This is a genomic window from Pseudomonas sp. 21 (genome assembly GCF_000955805.1).
Taxonomy (GTDB): Bacteria; Pseudomonadota; Gammaproteobacteria; order Pseudomonadales; family Pseudomonadaceae; genus Pseudomonas.
Map to the genome: position 1 here is coordinate 582,880 of NZ_JYOA01000007.1, position 24,754 is coordinate 607,633.

Here is a 24,754-nt window from a genome sequence, read left to right on the forward strand (position 1 = left end):
GGCAGCCGTCCTGAGGCACAATGGCGGCCTGCTGACGGAGGCTCGCCATGATCGATTCGCTGGAAAAAATGCTCGCCAGGGGCGTGGACAACTCGCTGCTGCGCTTCGGCCTGGGCAAGGGCTACCTGGATGCCGGCGACGCGGCGAAGGCCGCCGAACACCTGCGCCGCTGCGTGGAACAGGACCCCAAGTACTCCGCCGCCTGGAAGCTGCTGGGCAAGGCACTGCAGGCCGAGGGTGACCTGGACGGCGCCCGCACCGCCTGGACCGACGGACTGGCCGCCGCGCAGGCCCACGGCGACAAGCAGGCGGAGAAAGAGATGACCGTATTCCTGCGCAAGCTGGACAAGGCAAAGGGCGCGTAAGCGCCCTTTTCTGTGCCGCCCACGCACGCCGGTGGGGATATCTGCAGGAGCTCACGAACGGATCTCCCGGTGGCTACGGTGCCAAGCCTGTTCGCGAGCAAGGGCTAGGCGCCCCCCTCGGTCCTGCAAGGAGTTCAGGGAGCGTAGGAGCGGACTCCGTCCGCGATCGCCTCCCGGCTGCTTCGAACTGGCCGGTGGCACATCGCGGACGCGGTCCGCTCCCACAAAAAGCCTCTACAGCACCTCGGCAGCCACCGCATCCACCGCCGCCCTGGCGATGCCGACGATCTCGTCCGCCTCGGCGCGGGTGAGCACCAGCGGCGGGGCGAAGCCGAGGATGTCGCCGTGGGGCATGGCGCGGGCGATCATGCCGCGCTCCAGGCACGCGGCGGACACCTTCGGGCCGACCTTCAGCGCCGGGTCGAACGGCGTGCGCGCCTCGCGGTCGGCCATGAATTCCAGCGCCGCCAGCATGCCGTCGCCGCGCACTTCGCCCACCAGCGGGTGGCCCTCGAAGGTCTGGCGCAGTTGCTGGTTCAGGTAGCCGCCGACGTCCGCCGCATTGGCGGTGATGTTTTCCCGCTCGAGGATGTTCAGGTTGGCCAGCGCCGCCGCGGCGCAGATCGGGTGGCCGGAGTAGGTCCAGCCGTGGCCCATGGCGCCTTCGCGGGTCGACGCGCTGTCGATCACGTCCCAGACCTTCTCGCCGACGATCACCGCCGAGAGCGGCGCGTAGGCGCTGGTCAGGCCCTTGGCCGTGGTGATCAGGTCCGGGCGCATGCCGTAGCGCTGGCTGCCCATCTTGTCGCCGACGCGGCCGAAGGCGCAGACCACCTCGTCGGCGATCAGCAGCACGTCGTACTTCGCCAGCACCGCCTGGATCGCCTCCCAGTAGCCCTTGGGCGGGACGATGATGCCGCCGGTGCCCATCACCGGCTCGCCGATGAAGGCGGCCACCGTATCCGGGCCTTCGGCGAGGATCAGGTTTTCCAGCTCCTGGGCGCAGTGGCGGACGAAGGTCGCCTCGTCCATGCCGGCCGGTGCCTTGTAGAAGTGCGGGCAGAGGGTGTGTTTCACGCCTTCCACCGGCAGGTCGAAGTGCTGGTGGAAGCTCGCCAGCCCCGTGAGGCTGCCGGTGACGATCCCCGAGCCGTGGTAGCCGCGCTGGCGCGAGATGATCTTTTTCTTCTGCGGCCGACCCAGCACGTTGTTGTAGTAGCGCACCAGCTTGACCTGGGTTTCGTTGGCGTCGGAGCCGGAGAGGCCGTAGTAGACCTTCTTCATGCCCGTCGGCGCCCAGTCGCGGATGATCCGCGCGGACAGCTCGATGATCGCCTCGGAAGCGTACCCCACGTAGGTGTGGTAGTAGGCCAGCTGCGTGGCCTGTGCATGGATGGCGTCGGCGACTTCGCTGCGGCCGTAGCCGATGTTCACGCAGTACAGGCCGGCGAACGCATCGAGCAGCTCGCGGCCCTGGTGATCGCGGATGCGCACGCCGGAGGCGCCGGTGATGATCCGCCCCGGCAGCACGCCGCTGGCGTGATCGTGGGCGTGGGTCGAGGGGTGCATGAAGTGCGCGCGGTCGTCTTCGAACAGCTTGGCGTAGTCGGTCATGGCGGTGTTCTCCCGGTCAGATGGCGCCGTGGTGCAAGGCGAAGTACTTGGTTTCGACGAAGGGCTCGAAGCCCTCGCTGCCGCCTTCGCGGCCCAGGCCAGAGGCCTTCATGCCGCCGAAGGGAATGGGGTGGCCGGTGAACTTGGCGCCGTTGACCGCCACCATGGCGAATTCCAGGCGCCGCATCAGCGGCCAGAGGTGATCCAGGCGTTGCCCACAAAGGTAGGCGGCCAGGCCGTACTCGGTGTCGTTGGCCTGCCGGACGGCTTCGTCCAGGTCGTCGTACGCGCTCACACCGGCAATCGGCGCGAAGTTCTCCTCGCGCCAGATACGCATCTGCGGGGTGACGTCGGCCAGCACGGTTGGCTGGTGGAACCAGCCGCCCAGTGCATGGGGTTCGCCGCCGGCGAGCAGGCGCGCGCCCTGGTCGATGGCGTCCCGCACGCGCTCGGCGGTGACGTCGAAGGCGCCCTGGTGCATCAGCGGGCCGATCTGGCTGCGCGCATCGCTGGCCGGGCCGACGCGCAGCTCACGCACGGCGGGGGCGAAACGCTGCAGGAAGGGCTCGTAGAGTTCGCGGGCAACCAGGATGCGGTTGGCCGCGCAGCAGTCCTGCCCGGAGGTCTGGAACTTGGCGTCGATGGCGAACTTCACCGCCTGCTCCAGATCGGCATCGGGCAAAACGATGAAGGGAGCGTTGCCACCCAGTTCCAGGGCGACTTTCTTCACGTCGCGGGCGGCGGCCTGCAGCACCAGCTTCCCCACGCGGGTCGAGCCGGTGAAGCTCACGGCGCGCACGCGGCTGTCGCCGACCAGGGTTTCCATGGCCATCTGCGGCTCGCCCAGCACCACGTTGAACACGCCGGCGGGGAAGCCGGCTTCTTCGGCCAGCTGTGCCAGGGCGAAGGCGGAATAGGGCGTCTCGTGGGCCGGCTTGACCACCACGCTGCAGCCGGCGGCGAGGGCGGCGGCGGCCTTGCGGGTGATCATCGCCGAGGGGAAGTTCCACGGCGTCAGCAACGCGGCGACGCCCACCGGCTCGACGACCGTGCCGAGGTGCGCATTGGGGATATGGCTGGGGATGTTGCGGCCGTTCAGCCGACGCGCCTCTTCGGCGAACCAGGGGATGAAGCTGGCGGCGTAGTCGATCTCGCCTAGGGCTTCGGCCAGCGGCTTGCCCTGTTCCAGGCTGAGGATCTGCGCGAGGTCGTCGCGGTGCTGGCGGATCAGCTCGGCCCAGCGGCGCAGCAGGGCGCCGCGCTCATCCAGGCTGCGCGCGCGCCAGGCCGGGAAGGCCGCGGCGGCAGCGTCAATGGCGCCGACGATCTGTTCGCGGTCGAGCAGCGGCACGTGGCCGATGGCTTCACGGGTGGCGGGGTTGTCGACGGCAATGCTGGCGCCGCTGGCGCTGTGCAGCCAATGGCCGTTCACGTAGCAGAGCGACTTGAACAGCAGGGGATGGGCGTAGGACATGGTGGCGGCTCCTGGGCGGATGGCATGGGAACCATCCTAGGGGCCGCGGGCGCGCGGTTTTTTCCTAAGCGGGGGACGACGGCGGCAAATCTTTTTGCAGTTCTGCCGCCGCTGTTGGGCTTTTTCGGGTGGCGTCAGGCTGTTGCGGCGCGACGCAGGTTGCGGGTGATGGCGCTGAGCAGCATGCCGTAGAGCGGCACGAAGAGCATCAGCATCACCGCGAGCTTCACGCCGTAGTCGACCCAGGCGATCTCCACCCAGTGCTCGGCCATGAAGGCGTTGTCGCTGTGCCAGAAGGCGATGGAGAAGAAGGTGAAGGTGTCCAGCAGGTTGCCGAACAGGGTCGAGACCACCGGGGCGATCCACCACTGGCGCATGCGCCGCAGGCGATCGAAGACCTGGATGTCGAGGATCTGCCCGAACACGTAGGCCAGGAAGCTGGCCAGGGAAATCCGCGCGACGAAGGTGTTGAATTCGCCCAGCGAGGCGAAGCCCCTGAAGGCGCCTTCCTGGAAGACCACCGAAATGACGTAGGAGGCCAGCAGTGCCGGGACCATCACCCGCGCGATGACCAGTCGTGCCGGGCGCTTGCCGAGCAGGCGGACGGTGAGGTCGGTGGCCAGGAAGATGAACGGGAAGCTGAACGCGCCCCAGGTGGTGTGCCAGCCAAAGAGGGTCATTGGCAGCTGCACCAGGTAGTTGCTGGCGATGATGATCAGGATGTGGAACGCGACCAGGCCGGCGAGTGCGCCGCGCCGTGCCGCCGGAAGGGATGCCGACATGCTTGGGCCTTTTTCGTCGATGGGGTGAGGGAACCCATGCCCGGCACCATGCCGAGCGGCGCGCATTGTATACGATCCGGACCGCGAAGTCAGGTTTTATTGTGCAATTTTTGTTCAGTCCGCTCGGTCTGCCAATTCGTGGGAGCGGACTTTGTCCGCGATCGATTTCCCGCTACGCCGAGCAAGCCGGTTGCACATCGCGGACGCAGTCCGCTCTACGCTCGCGCCAGACGCCGGGCAAAACTGTAGGAGCGAGCTTGCTCGCGAGCGGATTCACCGGCCGCTCTGGAGGTGGGTGGGTTCGCGAGCAAGCTCGCTCCTACAGGGAACCTGCCTCCAGCGCCTCGGCGGGAATCGCCGCCTCCTGGGTCTTGATCACCTTGGTGACGATATAGGTGAAGTAGCGCTCGATCCCCACGTCCTCCAGCAACAGCTGGTCGATGAAGCGCTGGTAGTGGTCGATGTCGCGCGCCTGGATCATCGCGATGTAGTCCACCCCGCCGCCGGTGGCGTAGCAGAAACCGACCTCCGGCGACTGTTGCAGGCGTTGTTCGAAGCGCTTCATGTCCTGCGCGGTATGCCGCGCCAGGGTGATCTCCACCAGCACCTGCTGCTGCTTGAACAGCGCCGACCAGTCGATCTGCGCGCGGTAGCCCTTGATCAGCCCCGCTTCCTCCAGCTTGCGCACGCGCTCCCAGGCCGGGCTGACCGAGAGGTTGATCGCCTCGGCCAGGCTCGACTTGGTGATGCGCCCGTCCCCGGCGAGGATGCGCAGGATCTTCAGGTCGTAGCGGTCGAGCTTGATCATCGCGGCCTCCGGCGCCTGGCGGCGCTCAATCGATCACCTCGGCAACCACCGCCAGGGTGTCGCCGCTCTGCACCAGGCCGGGGAAATGCCGCGCGGCGAGGATGCCGCTGCGCTTGGCGCGGTATTCCACCGGCGCGGCGCCGGTGCGCAGCACGTCATGCACCCGCGCCAGCACTTCGCCACGCTCGACCCGCTCGCCCAGGTCGCGGCACATCTCCAGCAGGCCGCCGTGCTCGCTGGCGATGAAGCAGTCGCCGTCGGGCATGTCGAGCATCACCGACGTTGCCGGCTCGATCTCGCCTCGCAAAATGCCGGCCTCCACCAGCAGGTTGCGCACGCCACGCCGGGCGATGGCCACGGTGCGCGCGCTGCTGGTGCCGCCACCGCCCAGTTCGGTGGTGACGAACAGCTTGCCCTGTTCCTCGGCGGCGCTGTCGTACATGCCCACCGCGTCCAGCTCCAGCATGCGCATGGCGTAGGGCGCGGCGAAGGCGCGCATCAGCGCCTCGCTGGCTTCCTGCTGGGCCTTGTCCGGCAGCACGTGGCACGCGGCGAAGGGCAGGAAATCCAGGGTCCGGCCGCCGGAGTGGATGTCCAGCACCACATCCGCCAGCGGCAACAGGGTGCGCTGGAAGTAGTCGGCGATCTTCTGCGTCACCGTGCCGTCCGGGCGGCCGGGGAAGCTGCGGTTGAGGTTGCCGGCATCGATGGGCGAGGTGCGCTTGCCGGCATGGAACGCCGGCGTGTTCATGAACGGCACGATGATCACCCGGCCGCGCACGTCCTCGGTGCGCAGCTCCTGGGCCAGGCGGCTGAGCGCCACCGGGCCTTCGTACTCGTCGCCGTGGTTGCCGCCGGTCAGCAGCGCGGTGGGGCCGTCGCCGTTCTTCACCACGCAGACCGGGATCATCACCGCGCCCCAGGCCGAATCGTCCCGCGAGTAGGGCAGTTTGAGGTGGCCGTGCTGCACGCCGTCGCGCTGGAAATCGACGCTGGCGGCGATGGGGTTTTCGCGCAGCTCTTTATCGAGGGACTGTGTCATCGCCTCACTCCTTCACGAACAGCTGGCGCGGGTAGTCGCAGAAGGTTTCCACGCCGCGCTCGGTGATGAGGATGCTTTCGGTGATCTCCAGGCCCCAGTCGTCCATCCACAGGCCGGGCATGAAGTGGAAGGTCATGCCCGGTTCGAGCACGCTGTTGTCGCTCGGGCGCAGGCTCATGGTGCGCTCGCCCCAGTCCGGCGGGTAGCTGATCCCGATGGGGTAGCCGCAGCGGCTGTCCTTGTGGATGCCGAACTTCTCCAGCACGCCGAAGAAGGCGCGGGCGATGTCGCCGGTGGTGTTACCCGGTTTCGCGGCGTCGAGGCCCGCGGCGATGCCTTCGACCACGGCTTTTTCCGCATCGAGGAAATGCGGCGGCGGCTGGCCGAGGAACACCGTGCGCGACAGCGGGCAGTGGTAGCGCTTGTAGCAGCCGGCGATCTCGAAGAAGGTGCCGGCGCCGCGCTCGAAAGGTGTGTCGTCCCAGGTCAGGTGCGGCGCGCTGGCGTCGGCGCCGGTGGGCAGCAGCGGGACGATGGCCGGGTAGTCGCCGCCGTGGCCGTCGGCGCCGAGGATGCCGGTGCTGTAGATCTCGGCGACCAGCTCGTTCTTGCGCATGCCCGGCTCGATGCGCTCGACGATGTGCGCGTGCATCTTCTCGACGATGCGCGCGGCGATGCGCATGTACTCGATCTCGCGCGGCGACTTCACCGCGCGCTGCCAGTTCACCAGGGCCGTGGCATCGACGAACTTCGCGTTCGGCAGGTTCGCCTGCAGCGAGCGGAAGGCGGCGGCGCTGAAGTAGTAGTTGTCCATCTCCACGCCGACGGTGCGGCCCGCCCAGCCCCGCGCGGCGATGACCTCGCGGGACAGGTAGTCCATCGGGTGGCGCTCGGTGGACTGCACGTAGTGGTCGGGGTAGCCGACGATGTTGTCCGCCTGCATGAACACGGTACGCCGCGCGCCGTTGGCGTCCTGGCCGCGGCCGAACCAGACCGGCTCGCCGTCCAGCGCCAGCAGCACGCACTGGTGCACGTAGAAGGACCAGCCATCGTAGCCGGTCAGCCAGGCCATGTTCGACGGGTCGGTAACCAGCAGCAGTTCGATGCCGCGCTGTTGCATGCTGGCGCGGACCTTGGCGATCCGCTGGGCATATTCCTCCCGGCTGAAGGGGAGGTTGACGACGATTTCGGACATGCGGAAATCCTCTTTCGGTTTTTGTTTTTTCTTTTGTAGGAGCGAGCTTGCTCGCGAACCCGCCTAGCTTTAGCGCTGCCGGGGAACCCGTTCGCGAGCAAGCTCGCTCCTACAGGTCAGTGATTAGCTGTGGAACTTGAATCCCTTGCCCATCCGCTGCGCCCGCTGGAAGGCCAGGCCGGCGATGGCGGTGTCCTGGGCGCCGGTGCCGGTGAGGTCACAGAGGGTGATGTCCTCGGCGCGCACGCGGCCCTGGCGCAGCCCGGCGATGACCTGGCCGAGCTCGGCGAAATCCTCGTCGAGGCTGACGCTGCCGGCCGCCACCGCGTGGTGCAGCTCGCCCAGCACCCGGGTCTGGCTGAGGCGGTCGGCGACGTAGTGGTCCACGGCGGCCAGCGCTTGGGCGGCGATCTCGTTCTTGTGCTCGGCGTCCGACCCCATGGCAGTGATGTGCAGACCGGGACGCAGGTGTTTTTTCTGGAGCAGCGGTTCGCGGCTGGGCGTGGTGGTGATGGCGATGTCGGCGCCTTCCAGCGCTTCGTCGATGCTGGCGCAGGGCGTGACGGCAATGCCCAGGCTGCCGCTCAGCTCTTCCGCACATTGCCGCGCCTTGGCGATGTCCCGCGCCCAGACGCTGGCGCCTTCGATGGGCCGCACCAGGCACAGCGCCTTGAGCTGCAGCCTCGCCTGTTCCCCGGCGCCGATCAGCGCGACCTGGCGCGAGTCCTCGCGGGCCAGCCATTTGGCCGCCACCGCGCCAGCGCAGGCGGTGCGCACGGCGGTGAGGTAGCCGTTATCCAGCAGGAGCGCGTCGAGCAGGCCGGTTTTCGACGACAGCAGCATCATCATGCCGTTGAGGCTGGGAAGGCCCAGCTTGGGATTGTCGAAAAAGCCGGGGCTGACCTTGATGGCGAAGCGCGGCAGGCCCGGCAGGTAGGCGGTCTTCACGTCGACTTCGCCGTTGTGCTCGGGCACGTCCAGGCGAAGGATCGGCGGCATCGCCACCGGCGCCGTGGCCAGCAGGCGGAAGGCCTGTTCGACGGCGTCGAGGCTCTCCCGGTCTATCGCCACGCAGGCGCGCAGGTCGGCTTCGCTGAGCAGGGTGACGTCAGCCATGGGCGGTTTCCTCGAGGATCTGTTGGTGTTGTTCGATGGCGATGTTGCGCCCGCTGACCACCACCACCACCGGGCCGACCGGCGCGATCAGGCCGTCCAGCAGTGCGGCGATGCCGACGGCGGCGGCACCTTCGACCACCTGCCGCTCCTCGCGGTAGGCGTGGCGGATACCGGCGGCAATGGAGGGTTCGTCGAGCAGGTGCAACTGGTCGCAGTAGTCGCGGGCCAGCGCGAAGGTGTAGCGGTTGTCCAGGCCGATGCCGCCGCCGAGGGAGTCGGCCAGGGTCGGCAACTCTTCCACGTCCACCGGGCGACCGGCGGCGAGGCTGGCGGCCATGGCGGCGCCACGGCGCATGCTGATGCCGTGCACGCGGATGCTCGGGTCGGCCTGCTTGAGCGCCAGCGCCACGCCACCGAACAGGCCGCCGCCGGAGAGCGGTACCAGCACCTGGCGCACGTCCGGCCGTTGTTCGAGGATTTCCAGGCCGAGGGTGCCCTGGCCGGCGATGATCTGGGGGTGATCGAAGGGCGGCAGCAGCGCCGCGCCCTGCTCACGGGCAATGCGTTCGGCTTCGGCCTGGGCGTCGTCCTGGCTGTGGCCGACGATGCGTACCTCGGCGCCCAGTTCGCGGATCGCCTGCACCTTGTTCGCCGGCACCAACTGCGACAGGCAGATGGTGGCGTGCACGCCGAGCATGCGCGCGGCGTGGGCCAGCGCCCGGCCGTGGTTGCCGGTGGAGGCCGCGACCACACCCTTGGCCTTCTGCTCATCGGCGAGCTGGGCGATCGCATTGCTCGCGCCGCGCAGCTTGAAGCTGCCGGTGATCTGCTGGGATTCGAGCTTCAGGTACACCGGCGCCCCGAGCAGGCGCGACAGGCTGGGCGAATGCTCCAGCGGCGTCTGCCGCACCAGGCCCTGGATGCGCTGGCGTGCGCGGTACAGCTCGACGAGGGGAATCGGCTCCATCTCGGCCTCCGGGGAATGCAGTGGGGCCGAGTGTAGGGGCGGGAAATTGTCGCGATGAATGTACTAGGACGATGTCGTCTTCAGCAGTGATTTCCGCGGGATGGGGCGCATGGGCCGAGAGCTTTCGTAGGAGCGGACTTCGTCCGCGATCGGCATCCGGCGCGTGCGGTAATCATCGCGGACGACGTCCGCTCCTGCGCTTCGCTCGATTGTCGGGAAAAACCTGTAGGAGCGAGGGGGCGCCCAGCCCTTGCTCGCGAACCCGCCCAGCGTCAGAGCCGACGGGGAGCCCGGTTCGCGAGCAAGCTCGCTCCTACAGGGGGTGCGGATCAGAAATCGTGAATCTTCGGGTACTGCCCGAACAGCTCGCGCATGTCCTCCAGCGCGGACGCCATGCGCTCGTCGCTGCATTCGGCGCCCATGCACAGGCGCACCGCGCGCGGCCTGGGCGTGCCGCGCACCATGAACGGATCGGGTGGCGTGACGGCGATGTGCCGATGGCGCAGCTCGCGCACCAGGCTGTCCAGTTCCCAGTGCTCGGGGATGCCGATCCAGGCGCTGAGGGAATGCGGATCGCAACCGCGCAGATGCTCGCCCAGATGCTCGCGAACCAAGCCCTGGCGCTTCTCCAGCACCTGGCGCTGCAGGCCGATCAGCGCCTGGGCGTTGCCATTGCGAATCCACCGCGAGGCGACTTCCGCCAGCAACGGCGTGGCCATCCAGCTGTTCACCCGCAGGATGCTCTCGGTGCGCAGCGCCAGCCGGCGCGGCATGGCCAGGTAGCCGATGCGCAGGCCGGTGAGCACGCTCTTGGTGAAGCTGGTGCAGTAGAACGACAGGTCCGGCAGGTAGTGGCTCAGCGGCGGCGGGCGGCGCTCGCCGAGCAGGGGGCCGTAGACGTCGTCCTCGATCACGTGCACGCCATAGCGCTGGGCGATGGCGGCGATCTCGCGGCGGCGCGAGTCGGGCATCAGGCAGGAGGTCGGGTTGTTCAGGTTGGGCGTGCAGACCAGCGCGGTGATGCGCTCGTTGGCGCAGAGGTCTTCGAAGTGCTCGGGGTCGATGCCCTGCTTGTCGATCTCCACGCCCTTCAGGGTAAAACCCAGCACCTGGGAATTGCCGATCACGCCGTGGTCGGTGAGCTGTTCGCAGAGCACCACGTCGTCCGGCCCGGCCAGTGAGGCGAGCGCGAGGAAGATGCCGTGGGCGGCGCCGTTGGTGATCAAGACGTCATCGCGCTCGCGTTGCAGGCCCAGCTGCGCCAGCCACTGCACACCGGCATCGCGGTGCGCATCGAAGCCGGCGACCGGGCGGCAGGCGCGCATCCAGGGCTGGTCGGTTTCCTGCGCCAGCGCGCGGCAGGTGTCCTGCCACAGGCGGTCGTGCTCGCGGGTGTGGACGAGGCTGGCGATGGAGAAATCCACCAGCGCGCGCTCGGGGTGGTCGACCATGTAATGGGCCATGCCCTCGGTCATCCGCCGCGAGACGAAACTGCCGCGCCCCACCTCGCAGCGCACCAGGCCCTGGCGCTCCAGTTCCTTGTAGGCGTTGGTCACCGTCTGCACGCTGATCCCCAGGCCATCGGCGACATGACGCTGCGGCGGCAGGCGCTGGCCATCGCTCAGGCGGCCCTGCTCGATGTCGCCGGCAATGGCCTGCACCAATGTCTTGTACTTGGATTCGCCGACCCGCAGGTCGGCCAGGGCGCGACGCCAGGCTTCCATCTTCAGCGCTCCGTCTGGTCAGGGATGCAGAGTGACCGACCAGCACACCGGCGGCAATTGTCCTAGTGCAATGTCGATAAAGAAGTGGCTTGCGTATGCTCGGGCGCAGGACACCGCGTGGCACACCGGGCCGCATTGTCAGGCCCGCGCAGAAAAAACCGCCGGATGCGTTCGTCGCGACGGTGGCTTTTTCCCGCCGCGCAGCTGTCGATCGGGAAGAGCCGCAAGGCGCCCGGCCTTAGTCTGGCGTCGAGCTTCTCGGCAACGTCTGCGACAGCGCCGAGAGAACTTCGGAAGGCCCCACCCAGGGCCCGACCTACAAGAACAACAGTCGTACGACATTGCTACCTGCCATCCATCGCCGCGCGCCATGAGCGTTCGGCAAGAGAAGTCCAGGAGATCCGAAGATGAGTACCGCCCCTGTTTTCCTGCGCCGCCTGAGCCTCGCCTGTACCCTCGCCGCCGGCGCCCTGGCCAGCGCCGGCAGCTACGCCGAAACCACCCTGGAACGCATCCAGAGCACCGGCACCGTGCGCATCGGCTACGCCAACGAAGCGCCCTTCGCCTACACCGAGACTTCCGGCAAGGTCACCGGGGAATCCCCGGAAATCGCCACGCAGATCTTCACGAAAATGGGCGTGAAGAAGATCGAGCCGGTGCTCACCGAATGGGGCGCGCTGATCCCCGGCCTGCGCGCCGGCCGCTTCGACGTGATCGCCGCCGGCATGTACATCACCCCGCCGCGTTGCCAGCAGGTGATCTTCACCGACCCGCACTACCAGATTCCCGATACCCTGCTGGTGAAGAAGGGCAACCCGAAGAACCTGCACAGCTACGCCGACGTGAAGAACAATCCGGACGTGAAGCTGGCGATCATGTCCGGCACCGCCGAGATGGGCTACGCCCGCGCCGAGGGCGTGGCGGAAGAGCAGATCGTCCAGGTGCCGGACACCACCGCGCAGTTGCAGGCCGTGCGCGCCGGCCGCGCCGATGCCAGCGTCGGCACCGCGCTGACCATGAAGGGCCTGGCCGCCAAGGGCGGTGACGCGGTGGAAGCCATAACCGACTTCAAGGACGACCCCTCGCACATCGGCTACGGCGCCCTGGCCTTCCGCCCGGAGGACAAGGACCTGCGCGACGCGGTGAACCAGCAGCTCAAGGGCTGGCTGGGCGGCGCCGAGCACCTGGCGACGGTGAAACCGTTCGGCTTCGACCAGTCCAACGTCACCGACAAGTCCGCTGCCGAGCTCTGCAAACAGTGACCGTCGCGGGCGCGCGCCTGCCATAGGACGCGCCCGGCCGGCCATTGAGTCGAACCTGTCGTTACAGGATGCGCATCATGGGTGAATTACTTCCTCTGCTGCTGGAGGGCGCCTGGGTCACCGTCCAGGTGACTGTCTTCGGCTCCCTGCTGGCGGTGGCCGCCGCCATTCTTGCCGCGCTCGGCCGACTCGCGCCGTGGCCGGCGGTACGCTGGCTGGCGATCGGCTACATCGAGCTGTTCCGCGGCACTTCGCTGCTGGTCCAGCTGTTCTGGCTGTACTTCGTGCTGCCGCTGCCGCCGTTCAACCTGGAGATGAGCGCCTACAGCGTGGCGATCATCGGCCTGGGCCTGCACATCGGCGCCTACGGCGCGGAAGTCATGCGCGGCGCCATCGGCTCGGTGCCCAAGGGGCAGTACGAGGCGGCGCTGGCGCTGAACATGACGCCGTTCACGCGCTTCCGCCGGATCATCCTGCCGCAGGCGCTGCTCTGTGCGATTCCGCCGGGCACCAACCTGCTGATCGAGCTGCTGAAGAACACCTCGCTGGTGTCGCTGATCACCCTCTCGGACCTGACCTTCCGCGCACGCCAGCTGGACCAGGCGACCTTCGAGACCATGAAGATCTTCGCCCTCACCCTGGTGCTGTACTTCGTCATGGCTCAGCTCATCGTCTTCCTCATGCGGCGCCTGGAGCGCTGGCTGGGGCACGGCCGCATCCACGGAGGCCTGTGATGAAACTCTTCGACTGGGACTTCGCCTGGCAGATCCTGCCGCAACTGCTGCACGCCTCGCTGCGCACCATCGCCATCACCCTGGTGGGCTTCGCCCTGGCGGTGGTGTTCGGCCTGCTCTTCGCCATCGCCCGGCGCAGCCGCCACGCCTGGCTGTCCTGGCCGGCGGCCTGGCTGATCGAATTCATCCGCAGCACGCCGCTGCTGATCCAGGTGTACTTCCTGTTCTACGTGCTGCCGCTCTACGGGCTGAGCATGACCGCACTGGTGGCCGGCACCCTGGGCATCGCCCTGCATTACGCCTGCTACACCGCCGAGGTCTACCGCGCCGGCCTGGAAGCAGTGCCGCGCGGGCAGTGGGAGGCGGTTACCGCGCTGAACTTCTCGCCCTTCAAGGCCTACCGCGAAGTGATCCTGCCCCAGGCCATCCGCCCGGTGCTGCCGGCGCTGGGCAACTACCTGATCGCCATGTTCAAGGACACCCCGGTGCTCTCCGCGATCACGGTGGTGGAAATCATGCAGCAGGCGAAGAACATCGGCTCCGACAGCTTCCGCTACCTGGAACCGATCACCCTGGTCGGGGTGTTCTTCCTGCTCATCTCCATCAGCCTGGCGAGCGTCGTGCGCCAGGTGGAAAAACGCACGGCGCTGCCATGACTGACACTTCCGGAGGAAAACCGATGACTGTTCACTCCCTGCAAACTGCCGGAGCCATGTCCTCCCACGTAGCCACCCAGGATTCGCCGGCCGCGCGCGCCGAGACCGCCCAGCCCATGGTCAGCTTCCGCAACGTGTGCAAGAGCTACGGCAGCTTCAGCGTGCTCAAGGACCTCAACCTGGAAGTGGGCGCCAACGAGAAGGTCGCCATCATCGGCCCCAGCGGCTCGGGCAAGTCGACCCTGCTGCGCGCGCTGATGACCCTGGAGACCATCGACAGCGGCGTGATCGAGGTGGACGGCGAACCGCTGACCCACCTCAAGCGCAACGACGCCCTGGTGCGTGCGCCGGAAAGCCACGTGCGCAAGGTGCGCAGCAAGATCGGCATGGTGTTCCAGAGCTTCAACCTGTTCCCGCACATGAGCGCGCTGCGCAATGTGATGGAAGCGCCGGTACAGGTACTGGGCATGCGCCGTGACGAAGCGCGCGAGCGGGCGGCGGAACTGCTGGAGATGGTCGGCCTGGGCAACAAGCTCGAGCACTATCCCTCGCAGCTTTCCGGCGGCCAGCAGCAGCGCGTGGCCATCGCCCGCGCGCTGGCGATGCGGCCCAAGGTGATGCTGTTCGACGAAGTGACTTCGGCGCTGGACCCGGAGCTGTGCGGCGAAGTGCTCAACGTGGTGCGCAAGCTGGGCGCCGAGCACAACCTGACGATGCTCATGGTCACCCACCAGATGGGCTTCGCCCGCGAGTTCGCCGACCGTGTGTGCTTCTTCCACCAGGGCAGCATCCTCGAGCAAGGCAGCCCGCAGCAGTTCTTCGGCAACCCGAAGCACGAGCGGACAAGGGCGTTCCTGAGTGCGGTGAACGAGGCGAATTGACGGATTCGCAGGCTTTGCCTCACCGGTAGGACCGAGGGGGGCGCCCAGCCCTTGCTCGCGAACCCGGACTCCGCAGCAGGGGTTGTTCGCGAGCAAGCTCGCTCCTACGAAGCGCCGGTTCCGGAAAGGTAGTTCAGGCGTTGCCGACGAAGCGGAAGCCCGCGCCCTCGGCGTCGGTGCGCATCACTTCCATCTCCAGGATCGGTGCATCGAAGGGCATGTCCTGTACCTGACCGGTGACTCGGGTGCCGGCGGGCAGCGCGGCGAGCACTTCATGACGGACGTAGACGCCGCCGTCGGACAGATCACGGGTATGGCCGAACACTTCTCCGAAGCTGGCATGGCTGATCTTGATCCGGCACTTCATCGGGGTACGCGGGTACTGCCTTTGGTTCGACATGAATTGGCATCCGTCCTGAATGTCAGCGCATTAATGGGCCTCAAACCCATGGGTCAGGTCAAGCCAGCAGTTGCACGAGCAGCCAGAGATTGGCGGCGCTGATGACGCAGAACAAGCCCCAGGCCAGCACACGGGTCAGCCGGGAGTTGGCGAACTCGCCCATCAGCGCGCGATCGCTGGTGAAGCGGATCAGCGGCCAGAGCGCAAACGGCAGTTGCAGGCTGAGCACCACCTGGCTGAATACCAGCAGCTTGCCCACCGCCTTGTCGCCCAGCATCACGACGCCGATCAGCGCCGGGATCAGCGCCAGCGCGCGGGTGATCAGGCGGCGCTGCCAGCAGGGAATCTTCATCTGCAGGAAGCCTTCCATGATCACCTGCCCGGCGATGGTGCCGGTGAAGGTGGAGCTCTGCCCCGAGGCGAGCAGGGCGACGCCGAAGAGGATCGCGGCCAACCCCGTACCCACCAGCGGTTCGAGCAGGCGATAGGCGTCCTGGATTTCGGTGACGCCGGTGTGGCCCGTCTCGTGGAAGGCGGCAGCAGCGAGGATCAGGATGGCGGCGTTGACCAGCAGCGCGAGGCTCAGCGAGACGACGGTGTCGATGCGCGTCAGGCGGATCGCCGCGGCCTTGCCGTTGCTGCCGCTGACCTGGCGCGTCTGCACGATGGAGGAGTGCAGGTAGAGGTTGTGCGGCATCACCGTGGCGCCAAGGATGCCGATGGCGAGGTACAGCGGCTCGCGTTGGCTGATGGCGTCCCAGCTGGGCAGGAAGCCGGCGGCGACGTCCGGCCAGTGTGGCTTGATGAGGATCAGCTCGACCAGGTAGCAACCGCTGATGGTGATGATAAGCCCGAGCATGATCGCTTCCAGGTGGCGGAAGCGCTGGCCCTTGAGCCCGAGCACGATGAGCGTGTCGAAGGCGGTGAGGATGACGCCGGTGACCAGGTCGACGCCCAGCAACAGGTGGAAGGCGAGGGCGCAGCCGAGCACTTCGGCGAGGTCCGTGGCGACGATCGACAACTCCGCCAGCAACCATTGCAGGCGCGCCGAACCCAGGCTGTAGCGGCTGCGCGAGAGCTGCGCCAGGTCCTGGCCGGTGACGATGCCCAGGCGCATGGCCAGGCACTGCAGGACCATCCCCGCGAGGCTCGACAGCAACACCACGAACAGCAGCTGGTAGCCGAAGCCCGAACCGGCCTCGATGGCGGTGGCCCAGTTGCCCGGGTCCATGTAGCCGATGGAGACCAGCAGGCCGGGGCCGGCGAACTGCAGGATGCGCTTCCACAATGGCGCGCCGGCGGCAACCTGGATGCTGCCTTTGACTTCCGAGGGGCAGAACGGCGCGGTGGCGGTGGTCGGCAGGCCGAGCATGGGGGATTCCTGGCTGATCAGCGGGCGCGTTGCCCTCTCCCTGAAGAGAGGAGGTATCTCACTGCGGATCTTTCACGTCGGGCGGCCGACCGGCGTGGGTTCGCGAGCAAGCTCGCTCCTACAGGTCCACGGCGGCACGCTCTTCGTAGGAGCGAGCTTGCTCGCGAACCGCCCAGCCACAATCCCGGCAATCCCGGCTCAGTACCACTTCGCCTCGCCTTCGGGCCGCTTCTTGAAACGCTTCATGGTCCACATGTACTGGCTCGGATACGCGCGCACGTACTTGGCCAGCTCGCGGCTGAGGGCTGCAACGGACACTTCCATGTCCTTGTCGTACATGTCCGCCGGCGCGGCTTCGAGGATCACCTTGTAGCCGCTGCCATCGGGCAGGCGCACGGCATGGAAGAACACACCCCGCGCCTTGCCGCGCGACAGCAGCGACGGCACGAACTTGCTGGTCAGCGCGGTGGTGCCCAGGTAAGGCACGAACAGGCCCGAGCCGAGGTCCGGTTCCGGGTCGCAGGGAATGCCGACGCAGCCGCCATTCTTCACTTCCTTGATCACGCTCTTGATGCCTTCGGGCGTCGACGGCGCGACGCGGTTGCCCAGCTGCACGCGCTGCTTCTTCAGCAGATCGTCCACGGCCTTGAGCTTGGGCGGGCGGTAGAAAATGATCGGCTTGGCGTAGGAGCAGTAGAAGTGGTTGAGCACTTCCCAGTTGCCCAGGTGGCTGGTGATGCCGACCAGGCCGTCGCCGGAGGCCAGCGCTTCTTCCAGCACCTCCATGCCTTCGACTTCGCGGATGTACTGCAGCGACTTCTGCGGCGACCACATCCAGGCGCAGGCGCTCTCGGTGAGCGTGCGGCCGATGTCCATCAGGCTCCGGCCGACGAGTTTCTCCAGCTCGGCCTCGGACAGCTCGGGGAAGCAGTGCGACAGGTTGATCCGCACGATCTCGCGGGAGCGGTTGGGCAGCTTCCACATCAGCCAGCCAATGCCCGCGCCCAATGCGCCCACCGCGCGCCACGGCAGCATGGCGAACAACCGCAGGAAGCCCACCACCAGTGCGCCCTTGAATTTCTCCACGGAAAACTCCTTCAAGCAGATGGCGGCCATTGTAGCCGCTCGCGCCGGCATTTCGGGCGCCATCGAGGCTCCACACAATCTCCACCCAGCGAGCACATTGCGCCCACGGCGCGCGCGCAACCTGCGGCCATCCGATCCACAGGCCCGGAGGCCCGCGATGCGTACCCGACCCTTACTTGCACGGCTGTGCTGCCTGCTGATGGCCATGAGCGCCAGCCTGGCGGCGCTGGCCGACGACGACAGCGCCTTGAATGAAAACAATGCCAGCCCCTACTTCTTCGTCGAGAGCGCCGACGCATCCGTCGATGCACTGCCGCTCAAGGCGACCCGCGTGGATGCCCGCGTGCTGGGCAACATCGCCGAGGTGACGGTCACCCAGGAATACCGCAACCAGGGCACGACGCCGCTGGAAGCGCGCTACGTCTTCCCCGCCTCGACCCGCGCTGCCGTCCACGGCATGACCGTGCGCCTGGGCGAGCGGCTGATCCAGGCGCAGATCCGCGAGAAGCAGAAGGCCAAGGCCGAGTACCAGCAGGCCAAGAGCGCGGGCAAGACGGCCGCATTGCTGGAGCAGGAACGCGAGAATGTGTTCCAGATGCAGGTCGCCAACATCCTGCCCGGCGACGTGGTGCAGGTGGAGCTGCGCTACAGCGAGCTGCTGGTGCCCACGGACGGGCGCTACCAGTTCGTGTTCCCCACCGTGGTCGGCCCGCGCTACAACGGCAAGGGCGCTTCCGGCACTGGCAACCAGCCGTGGATTTCAACGCCCTACCTGCAACAGGGCCAGGCCTCCGCCACGCAATTCGCCCTGCAGGTGGAACTGCTCGCGCCGGTACAGATCGGCGAGATCGCTTCGCCCTCGCACCGCATCGATATCCAGCGCGACGGCCAGCGCGCCACACTCCACCTGGCCGCCGGCGAAACCGCCGGCAACAACCGCGACTTCATCCTCGACTACCGCCTGGGCGGCGACCAGGTGCAAAGCGGCCTGTTGCTGGCGCGCGGCGCGCAGGAGAACTTCTTCCTCGCCATGGTCGCGCCGCCGCGCGCGCCGGATGCCAGGCTCATCGTGCCGCGGGACTACGTGTTCATCGTCGACGTGTCCGGCTCCATGAAGGGCTTCCCGCTGGACACCACCAAGACCCTGCTGCGCGACCTGATCGGCCGCCTGCGGCCGAGCGACACCTTCAACCTGCTGCTGTTCTCCGGCGACAACCGCAAGCTTGCCGACACCTCCCTGGCGGCCACGCCGGCCAACCTCCGCCGCGCCACCGACATGCTCGATGGCGAGCAGGGCGCCGGCGGCACCGAACTGATGCCGGCCCTGCGCGAAGCGCTGGCGATGCCCACCGACCCGGAGCGTTCGCGCAGCTTCGTGGTGATCACCGACGGCTTCGTCAGCGTCGAAAGCAGCGCCTACCAACTGGTCCGCGAGAACCTGGGCAAGGCCAACCTGTTCGCCTTCGGCATCGGCAGCTCGGTGAACCGCAGCCTGATCGAAGGCCTGGCACGGGCGGGGCAGGGCGAGCCCTTCATCGTCACCGATGCGCACAGCGCCGCTGAGGCGGCGGAGCGCTTGCGTCGCATGATCGACAGTCCGCTGCTGCAGGGTATTCACGCGAGCTTCGAAGGGCTGGAGGTCTACGACGTCGAACCCCAGCAACTGCCCGACCTCTTCGCCAATCGCCCGCTGGTGCTGTTCGGCAAATGGAAGGGCGAGCCCCGCGGTGAATTGCGTATCGACGCCCACGCGGCGGACGGCCCGTTCCAGGCGCGCCTGCCGATCAGCGCAACCGGTCTCGGTGAAAACGGCGACGCCCTCGCTCACCTCTGGGCGCGCAAACGGCTGGCCAGCCTGATGGACCAGGAAGCCCTCGATGGCGGCTTCGAGTTCAGCTCGCAGATTCTCGACCTCGGCCTGAAGTACCAGCTACTCACGCCCTATACCTCGTTCATCGCCGTCGACCAGCAAGTGCGCAATGCCGATCCGCAGGCAAGCCAGTCCGTCGATCAACCGCTGCCGCTGCCCCAGGGCGTGAACAACAGCGCCATCGGCAGCACGGTGCCGGGTACACCCGAACCCGGTGTGTGGGCCATGCTGCTGCTCGCCAGCCTTGGCGCATGGTGGTGGCGGAGGAAGGCGGCATGACGCGCCACCTGCCCGGCTGGAGCTGGTTGGCACTCGCCGCGCTCGCCGCCTGGCCCAGTTGGCTGTGGGCGGTACGCCGGCTGGGCGATGGCTCGGACGATCCGCTGGGGATCATCGCCCTGGCGGCGCTGGGGCTGTTGCTCTGGCGCGACCGCTCCGGCCTGCGGGCGCAGCCACGTCTGGCGTGGCTGGCGCTCGCGGCGGGCTTGCTGCTGGTGGCAGCGCTCAACCAGTCACTGCTGCCGCCGCTGTTGCGCGGGCTGGTCTCGGTGCTGGCACTGCTGCTGGTGCTGCTCGGCCTGCGCGCTCCGGGACAGCCCTGGCTGGCCTGGCTCGGTCTGGGTTTCCTGTCGTTGCCGCTGCTGTCGTCGCTGCAATTCTTCGTCGGTTATCCGCTGCGGGTGATCACCGCCGAGGTCAGCGCCTGGCTGCTGCGCCTCGGCCCCTGGACAGTAGAGCGGCAGGGCAGTGCGCTGTTGGTCGATGGCCAGTGGGTCATGGTCGATGCGCCCTGCTCGGGTATCCAGATGGCCTGGGTCGGCTACTTCACCGCCTGCGCGCTGGCGGCCTGGCTGCGCCTGCCGGATCAACTGCTGCTGCGGCGGCTGCCACTGGTGGGCATGCTGGTGCTGGGCGGCAATATCCTGCGCAACACGCTGCTGGTGTGGGGCGAAAGCGGGGCAAGTGGGTTTCCCGGCTGGGCTCACGAAGGCGTCGGCTTGCTGGCGTTCGCGGCGGTGTGCGGCATGATCCTGCGGGTGATCGGGCGGCAGGCATTCATTGCGCCGACGCAGGACGGGGCGGCGCCGACGCAGGACGGGGCGGCGCCGCCCGCTTCATCGACAAGCTTCCAGGGAGCGGCGCTGGGCGCGTTGCTGCTGGCGATGATCTGGCCGCTGTTGGCGCCGGGTTCCGCCTCCGCAAACGTGAGCGCGCCTCACGAATGGCCGGTGCAGTTCGAAGGTCGCCTGTTGCGGCCGCTCGCTCTTTCCCCGGTGGAGCAACGCTTTGTCGCAGACTTCCCCGGCCAACTCGGCCGCTTCACCGATGGCCAGCGCAGCATCGTGCTGCGCCAGGTGCTGCGGCCGACGCGCAAGCTGCACCCGGCGGAAGACTGCTTCCGCGCCATCGGCTACCGCATCGAGCAGACGCAACTGCGCAAGCGCGTGGGAGCGGAAGGTTTGCAACGCTGCTTCGTCGTCACGCGCGACGGCGTGAAGTTGCAGGTCTGCGACTACATCCAGGACGCTGCCGGCCAGTCCTTCTCCGACACCTCGGCCTGGTACTGGTCGGCGCTCTCCGGGCGTTCCACGGGACCGTGGCTGGCCGTCACCCTGGCCAGCCCGCTGCCTTAGGCGCGGGTCAGCTGGGTGTAGCGGTCGCAGTCGGTGGTGTGGTCCATCACCATGCCGGTGGCCTGCATGAAGGCGTAGCAGATGGTCGGGCCAACGAAATTGAAACCAACCTTGCGCAGCGCCTTGCTCATGGCCTCGGCCTCGGGCGTCACCGCCGGCACCTGGCCGCGTTCGCTGAAGCGATTGACCTTCGGCTTGCCGCCGACGAAGGACCAGAGGAACGTCACCGGGTCTTCCAGCTCCAGCCAGGCCCGGGCGTTCTGCCGCGCCGCCTTGAGCTTGGCGAAGTTGCGGATGATGCCCGGGTCCTGCATGCGCTCCTCGATCTCCTCGTCGCTCATGCGCGCCAGGCGCTCGGGATCGAAGCCGAACAGCACCTCGCGGTAGCGCTCACGCTTCTTCAGCACGGTGATCCACGAAAGTCCCGCCTGTGCGCCTTCGAGGATGAGCATCTCGAACAACGCCCGCGGATCGCGCTGGGGCACGCCCCATTCGGCATCGTGGTAGGCGATGTACAGCGGATCGTCGTTACACCAGAAGCAACGAGGCATGGCGGTCGTCCTGACAGGGAAAGCCCGACTATAGACAATTCACTGTATGAAAATACAGTCATCCGGCAAATTTTCCGGTCGATTCGTGAACTCCCGCCGGGCAGCCGGAAATCGCTGAGAAGCCCAAGCTGCAAGCGTCTTGCGGTATACTGCCGGGTTTTAGTCGCATATCCAGCACAGGTGAAATTCGTGAGCCAGACTACGCCCGCCGTGCCCACCTTCCAGGACCTGATCCTCGCCCTGCAAAAATACTGGGCCGATCAGGGCTGTGTGGTGCTGCAGCCCTACGACATGGAAGTAGGCGCCGGCACCTTCCACACCGCCACCTTCCTCCGCGCCGTGGGCCCGGAAACCTGGAACGCGGCGTACGTGCAACCCAGCCGCCGCCCCACCGACGGTCGCTACGGCGAAAACCCCAACCGCCTGCAGCACTACTACCAGTTCCAGGTGGTCCTCAAGCCCAACCCGGAAAACTTCCAGGAACTGTACCTGGGCTCGCTGCAGGCCATCGGCATCGACCCGCTGGTGCACGACATCCGTTTCGTCGAGGACAACTGGGAATCGCCAACCCTTGGCGCCTGGGGCCTGGGCTGGGAAATCTGGCTGAACGGCATGGAAGTCACCCAGTTCACCTACTTCCAGCAAGTGGGCGGTATCGAGTGCTACCCGGTCACCGGTGAGATCACCTACGGCCTGGAACGCCTGGCCATGTACATCCAGGGCGTCGACTCGGTGTATGACCTGGTATGGGCCGACGGCCCGTTCGGCAAGGTCACCTACGGCGACGTGTTCCACCAGAACGAAGTGGAGCAGTCGACCTACAACTTCGAGCACGCCAACGTCGAGAAACTCTTCGAGCTGTTCGACTTCTACGAAAGCGAAGCCAACCGCCTGATCGAGCTGCAGCTGCCGCTGCCGACCTACGAGATGGTCCTCAAGGCCTCGCACACCTTCAACCTGCTGGACGCCCGCCGCGCCATCTCGGTGACCGAGCGTCAGCGCTACATCCTGCGCGTGCGCACCCTGGCCCGCGCCGTGGCGCAGAGCTACCTGCAGGCCCGCGCCCGCCTCGGCTTCCCGATGGCCACACCCGAATTGCGTGACGAAGTACTGGCCAAGCTGAAGGAGGCCGAATAATGAGCGCGAAGGATTTCCTCGTCGAACTGGGCACCGAAGAGCTGCCACCCAAGGCGCTGAAGAGCCTCGGTGAAGCCTTCCTGGCCGGCATCGAGAAGGGCCTGAAGGCCGCCGGCCTGACCTACGCCGCCGCGCGCTGCTACGCCGCGCCGCGCCGTCTGGCCGTGCAGATCGACCAACTCGCCGTGCAGCAGCCCGACCGTACCGTGAACCTCGACGGCCCGCCGGTGCAGGCTGCCTTCGACGCCAGCGGCAACCCGACCCAGGCGGCCCTGGGCTTCGCCAAGAAGTGCGGCGTGGACCTGGAGCTGATCGACAAGAGCGGCCCGAAGCTGAAGTTCAGCCAGACCATCGCCGGCCAGCCCGCCGTTGGCCTGCTGCCGGGCATCGTTGAAACCTCGCTGAACGAGCTGCCGATTCCCAAGCGCATGCGTTGGGCTGCACGTCGCGAAGAATTCGTGCGTCCGACCCAGTGGCTGGTGATGCTGTTCGGCGATGACGTCGTCGACTGCGAGATCCTCACCAAGAAGGCCGGTCGCGAATCCCGCGGCCACCGCTTCCACAACCCGGCCAACGTGCGCATCTCGGCACCGGCCAACTACCTGGAAGACCTGCGCAGCGCCCACGTACTGGCCGACTTCGCCGAGCGCCGCGAAATCATCTCCAGGCGCGTCGCCGAACTGGCCGCCGAGCAGAAGGGCAGCGCCATCGTCCCGGCCGACCTGCTGGACGAAGTGACCGCGCTGGTCGAGTGGCCGGTGCCGCTGGTGTGCTCCTTCGAGGAGCGCTTCCTCGCCGTGCCGCAGGAAGCCCTGATCACCACCATGCAGGACAACCAGAAGTACTTCTGCCTGCTGGATGCCAACGGCAAGTTGCTGCCGCGCTTCATCACCGTGGCCAACGTCGAGAGCAAGGCGCCGGAGAACATTGTTTCCGGCAACGAGAAGGTCGTGCGCCCGCGCCTGACCGACGCCGAGTTCTTCTTCAAGCAGGACCAGAAGCAGCCGCTGGAAGCCTTCAACGCCCGCCTGAAGAACGTGGTGTTCCAGGCCCAGCTCGGCACCGTGTACGAGAAGGCCGAGCGCGTATCCAAGCTGGCCGCCTACATCGCCCAGCGCATCGGTGGTGACGCGACCAACGCCGCCCGCGCCGGCATCCTCTCCAAGTGCGACCTGGCCACCGAGATGGTCGGCGAGTTCCCCGAGATGCAGGGCATCGCTGGCTACTACTACGCCACCGCCGGTGGCGAGGCCAAGGACGTCGCCCTGGCGCTGAACGAGCAGTACATGCCGCGCGGCGCCGGGGCGGAACTGCCGGGCACCCTGACCGGTGCCGCGGTCGCCGTGGCCGACAAGCTCGACACCCTGGTCGGCATCTTCGGCATCGGCATGCTGCCTACCGGCAGCAAGGACCCGTACGCCCTGCGTCGTGCCGCCCTGGGCGTGCTGCGCATCCTCATCGAGAAGCAGCTGGACCTGGACCTGGTCGACGCCATCGGCGTGGCGGTGGCCCAGTACGGCGACAAGGTGAAGGCCGAGGGTCTGTCCGAACAGGTGCAGGACTTCGTCTTCGACCGCCTGCGTGCTCGCTACGAGGACGAGGGCGTGGACGTTGCGGTGTACCAGGCCGTGCGTGCACTCAAGCCGACCGCTCCGCTGGACTTCGACCAGCGCGTGCAGGCCGTGCAGGCCTTCCGTCAGTTGCCGGAAGCCGCTGCCCTGGCCGCCGCCAACAAGCGCGTGTCGAACATCCTGGCCAAGGCCGAAGGCGAGGTACCTGCCACCGTCAACGCCAGCCTGTTTGCCGAGACCGCCGAGAAGGCCCTTGGCAGCGCCGTGGCAAGCGCCGAGGCGGAAGTAGCCCCGCTGGCCGCGGCTCGCGATTATCGCGCCGCCCTGGCCCAGTTGGCGGCCCTGCGCGCGCCGGTGGATGCCTTCTTCGAGGAAGTGCTGGTCAACGCGGAGGACAGCGCCGTGAAGGCCAACCGCTATGCGCTGCTGGCGAAGTTGCGCGGGTTGTTCCTCGGCGTCGCCGACATCTCGCTGCTGGGCTGATGCCTGCCTGAAAGCCGGGAGTTCGCAACG

The 24,754-nt window shown here is 67.3% G+C and carries 22 protein-coding genes; 9 read left to right on the top strand and 13 right to left on the bottom strand.

Annotation, left to right across the window (positions count from 1 at the left end):
- Positions 1-47: 47 nt before the first annotated feature.
- Positions 48-365 (top strand): tetratricopeptide repeat protein, encoded by a 318-nt coding sequence (locus tag UB43_RS18250; protein ID WP_045213681.1) that lies wholly within the window; start codon positions 48-50, stop codon positions 363-365.
- Positions 366-599: 234 nt separating this feature from the next.
- Here the strand turns inward: UB43_RS18250 and UB43_RS18255 are convergent, their stop codons facing one another.
- The 9 genes from UB43_RS18255 to UB43_RS18295 all read right to left on the bottom strand — a co-directional run bounded on the left by UB43_RS18255 (position 600) and on the right by UB43_RS18295 (position 11,087).
- Entirely contained in the window at positions 600-1,979 is a 1,380-nt protein-coding gene (locus UB43_RS18255; protein WP_045213683.1) for an aminotransferase, read from the bottom strand.
- A 16-nt stretch (positions 1,980-1,995) separates the two neighbouring features.
- A complete protein-coding gene (locus UB43_RS18260; protein WP_045213685.1) occupies positions 1,996-3,453 on the bottom strand; it encodes an NAD-dependent succinate-semialdehyde dehydrogenase in 1,458 nt (485 codons plus the stop codon).
- Positions 3,454-3,587: 134 nt separating this feature from the next.
- Complete coding sequence (locus UB43_RS18265; RefSeq protein ID WP_045213688.1) at positions 3,588-4,235, bottom strand: 7-cyano-7-deazaguanine/7-aminomethyl-7-deazaguanine transporter; 648 nt, start codon at positions 4,233-4,235, stop codon at positions 3,588-3,590.
- A gap of 319 nt (positions 4,236-4,554) precedes the next feature.
- Positions 4,555-5,043 (bottom strand): Lrp/AsnC family transcriptional regulator, encoded by a 489-nt coding sequence (locus UB43_RS18270; protein WP_045213691.1) that lies wholly within the window; start codon positions 5,041-5,043, stop codon positions 4,555-4,557.
- A gap of 25 nt (positions 5,044-5,068) precedes the next feature.
- Entirely contained in the window at positions 5,069-6,085 is a 1,017-nt protein-coding gene (gene doeB, locus UB43_RS18275) for a N(2)-acetyl-L-2,4-diaminobutanoate deacetylase DoeB (protein WP_045213693.1), read from the bottom strand.
- A 4-nt stretch (positions 6,086-6,089) separates the two neighbouring features.
- Positions 6,090-7,280 carry an ectoine hydrolase DoeA gene (gene doeA / locus UB43_RS18280; protein WP_045213696.1) on the bottom strand — a complete coding sequence of 397 codons (1,191 nt, stop codon included), beginning with the start codon at positions 7,278-7,280 and terminating at the stop codon, positions 6,090-6,092.
- A gap of 123 nt (positions 7,281-7,403) precedes the next feature.
- Complete coding sequence (locus UB43_RS18285) at positions 7,404-8,396, bottom strand: cyclodeaminase (RefSeq protein ID WP_045213698.1); 993 nt, start codon at positions 8,394-8,396, stop codon at positions 7,404-7,406.
- Positions 8,389-9,363, bottom strand: a complete 975-nt coding sequence (gene eutB, locus UB43_RS18290) for a hydroxyectoine utilization dehydratase EutB (RefSeq protein WP_045213700.1) — start codon at positions 9,361-9,363, stop codon at positions 8,389-8,391. The genes UB43_RS18285 and eutB overlap by 8 nt, the downstream gene beginning before the upstream one ends.
- A gap of 329 nt (positions 9,364-9,692) precedes the next feature.
- Positions 9,693-11,087, bottom strand: coding sequence for a PLP-dependent aminotransferase family protein (locus tag UB43_RS18295; protein WP_045213702.1), 1,395 nt, complete (start codon positions 11,085-11,087; stop codon positions 9,693-9,695).
- 407 nt (positions 11,088-11,494) lie between these two features.
- On the opposite strand from UB43_RS18295, the gene ehuB reads away from it, so the two are divergent.
- The 4 genes from ehuB (at position 11,495) to ehuA (ending at position 14,620) form a co-directional block, all read left to right on the top strand.
- A complete protein-coding gene (ehuB, locus tag UB43_RS18300) occupies positions 11,495-12,349 on the top strand; it encodes an ectoine/hydroxyectoine ABC transporter substrate-binding protein EhuB (protein ID WP_045213708.1) in 855 nt (284 codons plus the stop codon).
- A 77-nt stretch (positions 12,350-12,426) separates the two neighbouring features.
- Positions 12,427-13,083 (top strand): ectoine/hydroxyectoine ABC transporter permease subunit EhuC, encoded by a 657-nt coding sequence (ehuC, locus tag UB43_RS18305; protein WP_045213710.1) that lies wholly within the window; start codon positions 12,427-12,429, stop codon positions 13,081-13,083.
- On the top strand, positions 13,083-13,739 hold the full coding sequence (gene ehuD / locus UB43_RS18310; RefSeq protein ID WP_024765019.1) for an ectoine/hydroxyectoine ABC transporter permease subunit EhuD: 657 nt from the start codon (positions 13,083-13,085) through the stop codon (positions 13,737-13,739). The genes ehuC and ehuD overlap by 1 nt, the downstream gene beginning before the upstream one ends.
- A 56-nt stretch (positions 13,740-13,795) precedes the next feature.
- Complete coding sequence (gene ehuA, locus UB43_RS18315; RefSeq protein ID WP_045213714.1) at positions 13,796-14,620, top strand: ectoine/hydroxyectoine ABC transporter ATP-binding protein EhuA; 825 nt, start codon at positions 13,796-13,798, stop codon at positions 14,618-14,620.
- 133 nt (positions 14,621-14,753) lie between these two features.
- Here the strand turns inward: ehuA and UB43_RS18320 are convergent, their stop codons facing one another.
- The 3 genes from UB43_RS18320 to UB43_RS18330 form a co-directional block, all read right to left on the bottom strand.
- Entirely contained in the window at positions 14,754-15,020 is a 267-nt protein-coding gene (locus UB43_RS18320; protein ID WP_045213716.1) for a PilZ domain-containing protein, read from the bottom strand.
- A 58-nt stretch (positions 15,021-15,078) separates the two neighbouring features.
- A complete protein-coding gene (locus UB43_RS18325) occupies positions 15,079-16,392 on the bottom strand; it encodes an Nramp family divalent metal transporter (RefSeq protein WP_045213718.1) in 1,314 nt (437 codons plus the stop codon).
- Between the two features lie 198 nt (positions 16,393-16,590).
- Positions 16,591-17,478 carry a lysophospholipid acyltransferase gene (locus UB43_RS18330; protein WP_045214198.1) on the bottom strand — a complete coding sequence of 296 codons (888 nt, stop codon included), beginning with the start codon at positions 17,476-17,478 and terminating at the stop codon, positions 16,591-16,593.
- 157 nt (positions 17,479-17,635) lie between these two features.
- On the opposite strand from UB43_RS18330, the gene UB43_RS18335 reads away from it, so the two are divergent.
- Both UB43_RS18335 and xrtQ read left to right on the top strand, forming a co-directional pair.
- Positions 17,636-19,627, top strand: a complete 1,992-nt coding sequence (locus UB43_RS18335) for a VIT and VWA domain-containing protein (RefSeq protein ID WP_045213720.1) — start codon at positions 17,636-17,638, stop codon at positions 19,625-19,627.
- The gene (gene xrtQ, locus UB43_RS28850; RefSeq protein ID WP_052969563.1) at positions 19,624-20,982 is read left to right on the top strand and encodes an exosortase Q; all 1,359 of its coding nucleotides are present in this window, start codon (positions 19,624-19,626) and stop codon (positions 20,980-20,982) included. The genes UB43_RS18335 and xrtQ overlap by 4 nt, the downstream gene beginning before the upstream one ends.
- Here xrtQ and UB43_RS18350 read toward each other — a convergent pair.
- Entirely contained in the window at positions 20,979-21,533 is a 555-nt protein-coding gene (locus UB43_RS18350; protein ID WP_045213722.1) for a DNA-3-methyladenine glycosylase I, read from the bottom strand. The genes xrtQ and UB43_RS18350 overlap by 4 nt on opposite strands.
- A 189-nt stretch (positions 21,534-21,722) precedes the next feature.
- Between UB43_RS18350 and glyQ the strand changes: the two genes are divergently transcribed.
- A complete protein-coding gene (gene glyQ, locus UB43_RS18355) occupies positions 21,723-22,670 on the top strand; it encodes a glycine--tRNA ligase subunit alpha (RefSeq protein WP_015474809.1) in 948 nt (315 codons plus the stop codon).
- On the top strand, positions 22,670-24,724 hold the full coding sequence (gene glyS / locus UB43_RS18360; protein ID WP_045213726.1) for a glycine--tRNA ligase subunit beta: 2,055 nt from the start codon (positions 22,670-22,672) through the stop codon (positions 24,722-24,724). Before glyQ ends, glyS begins: the two co-directional genes overlap by 1 nt.
- Positions 24,725-24,754: the final 30 nt, after the last annotated feature.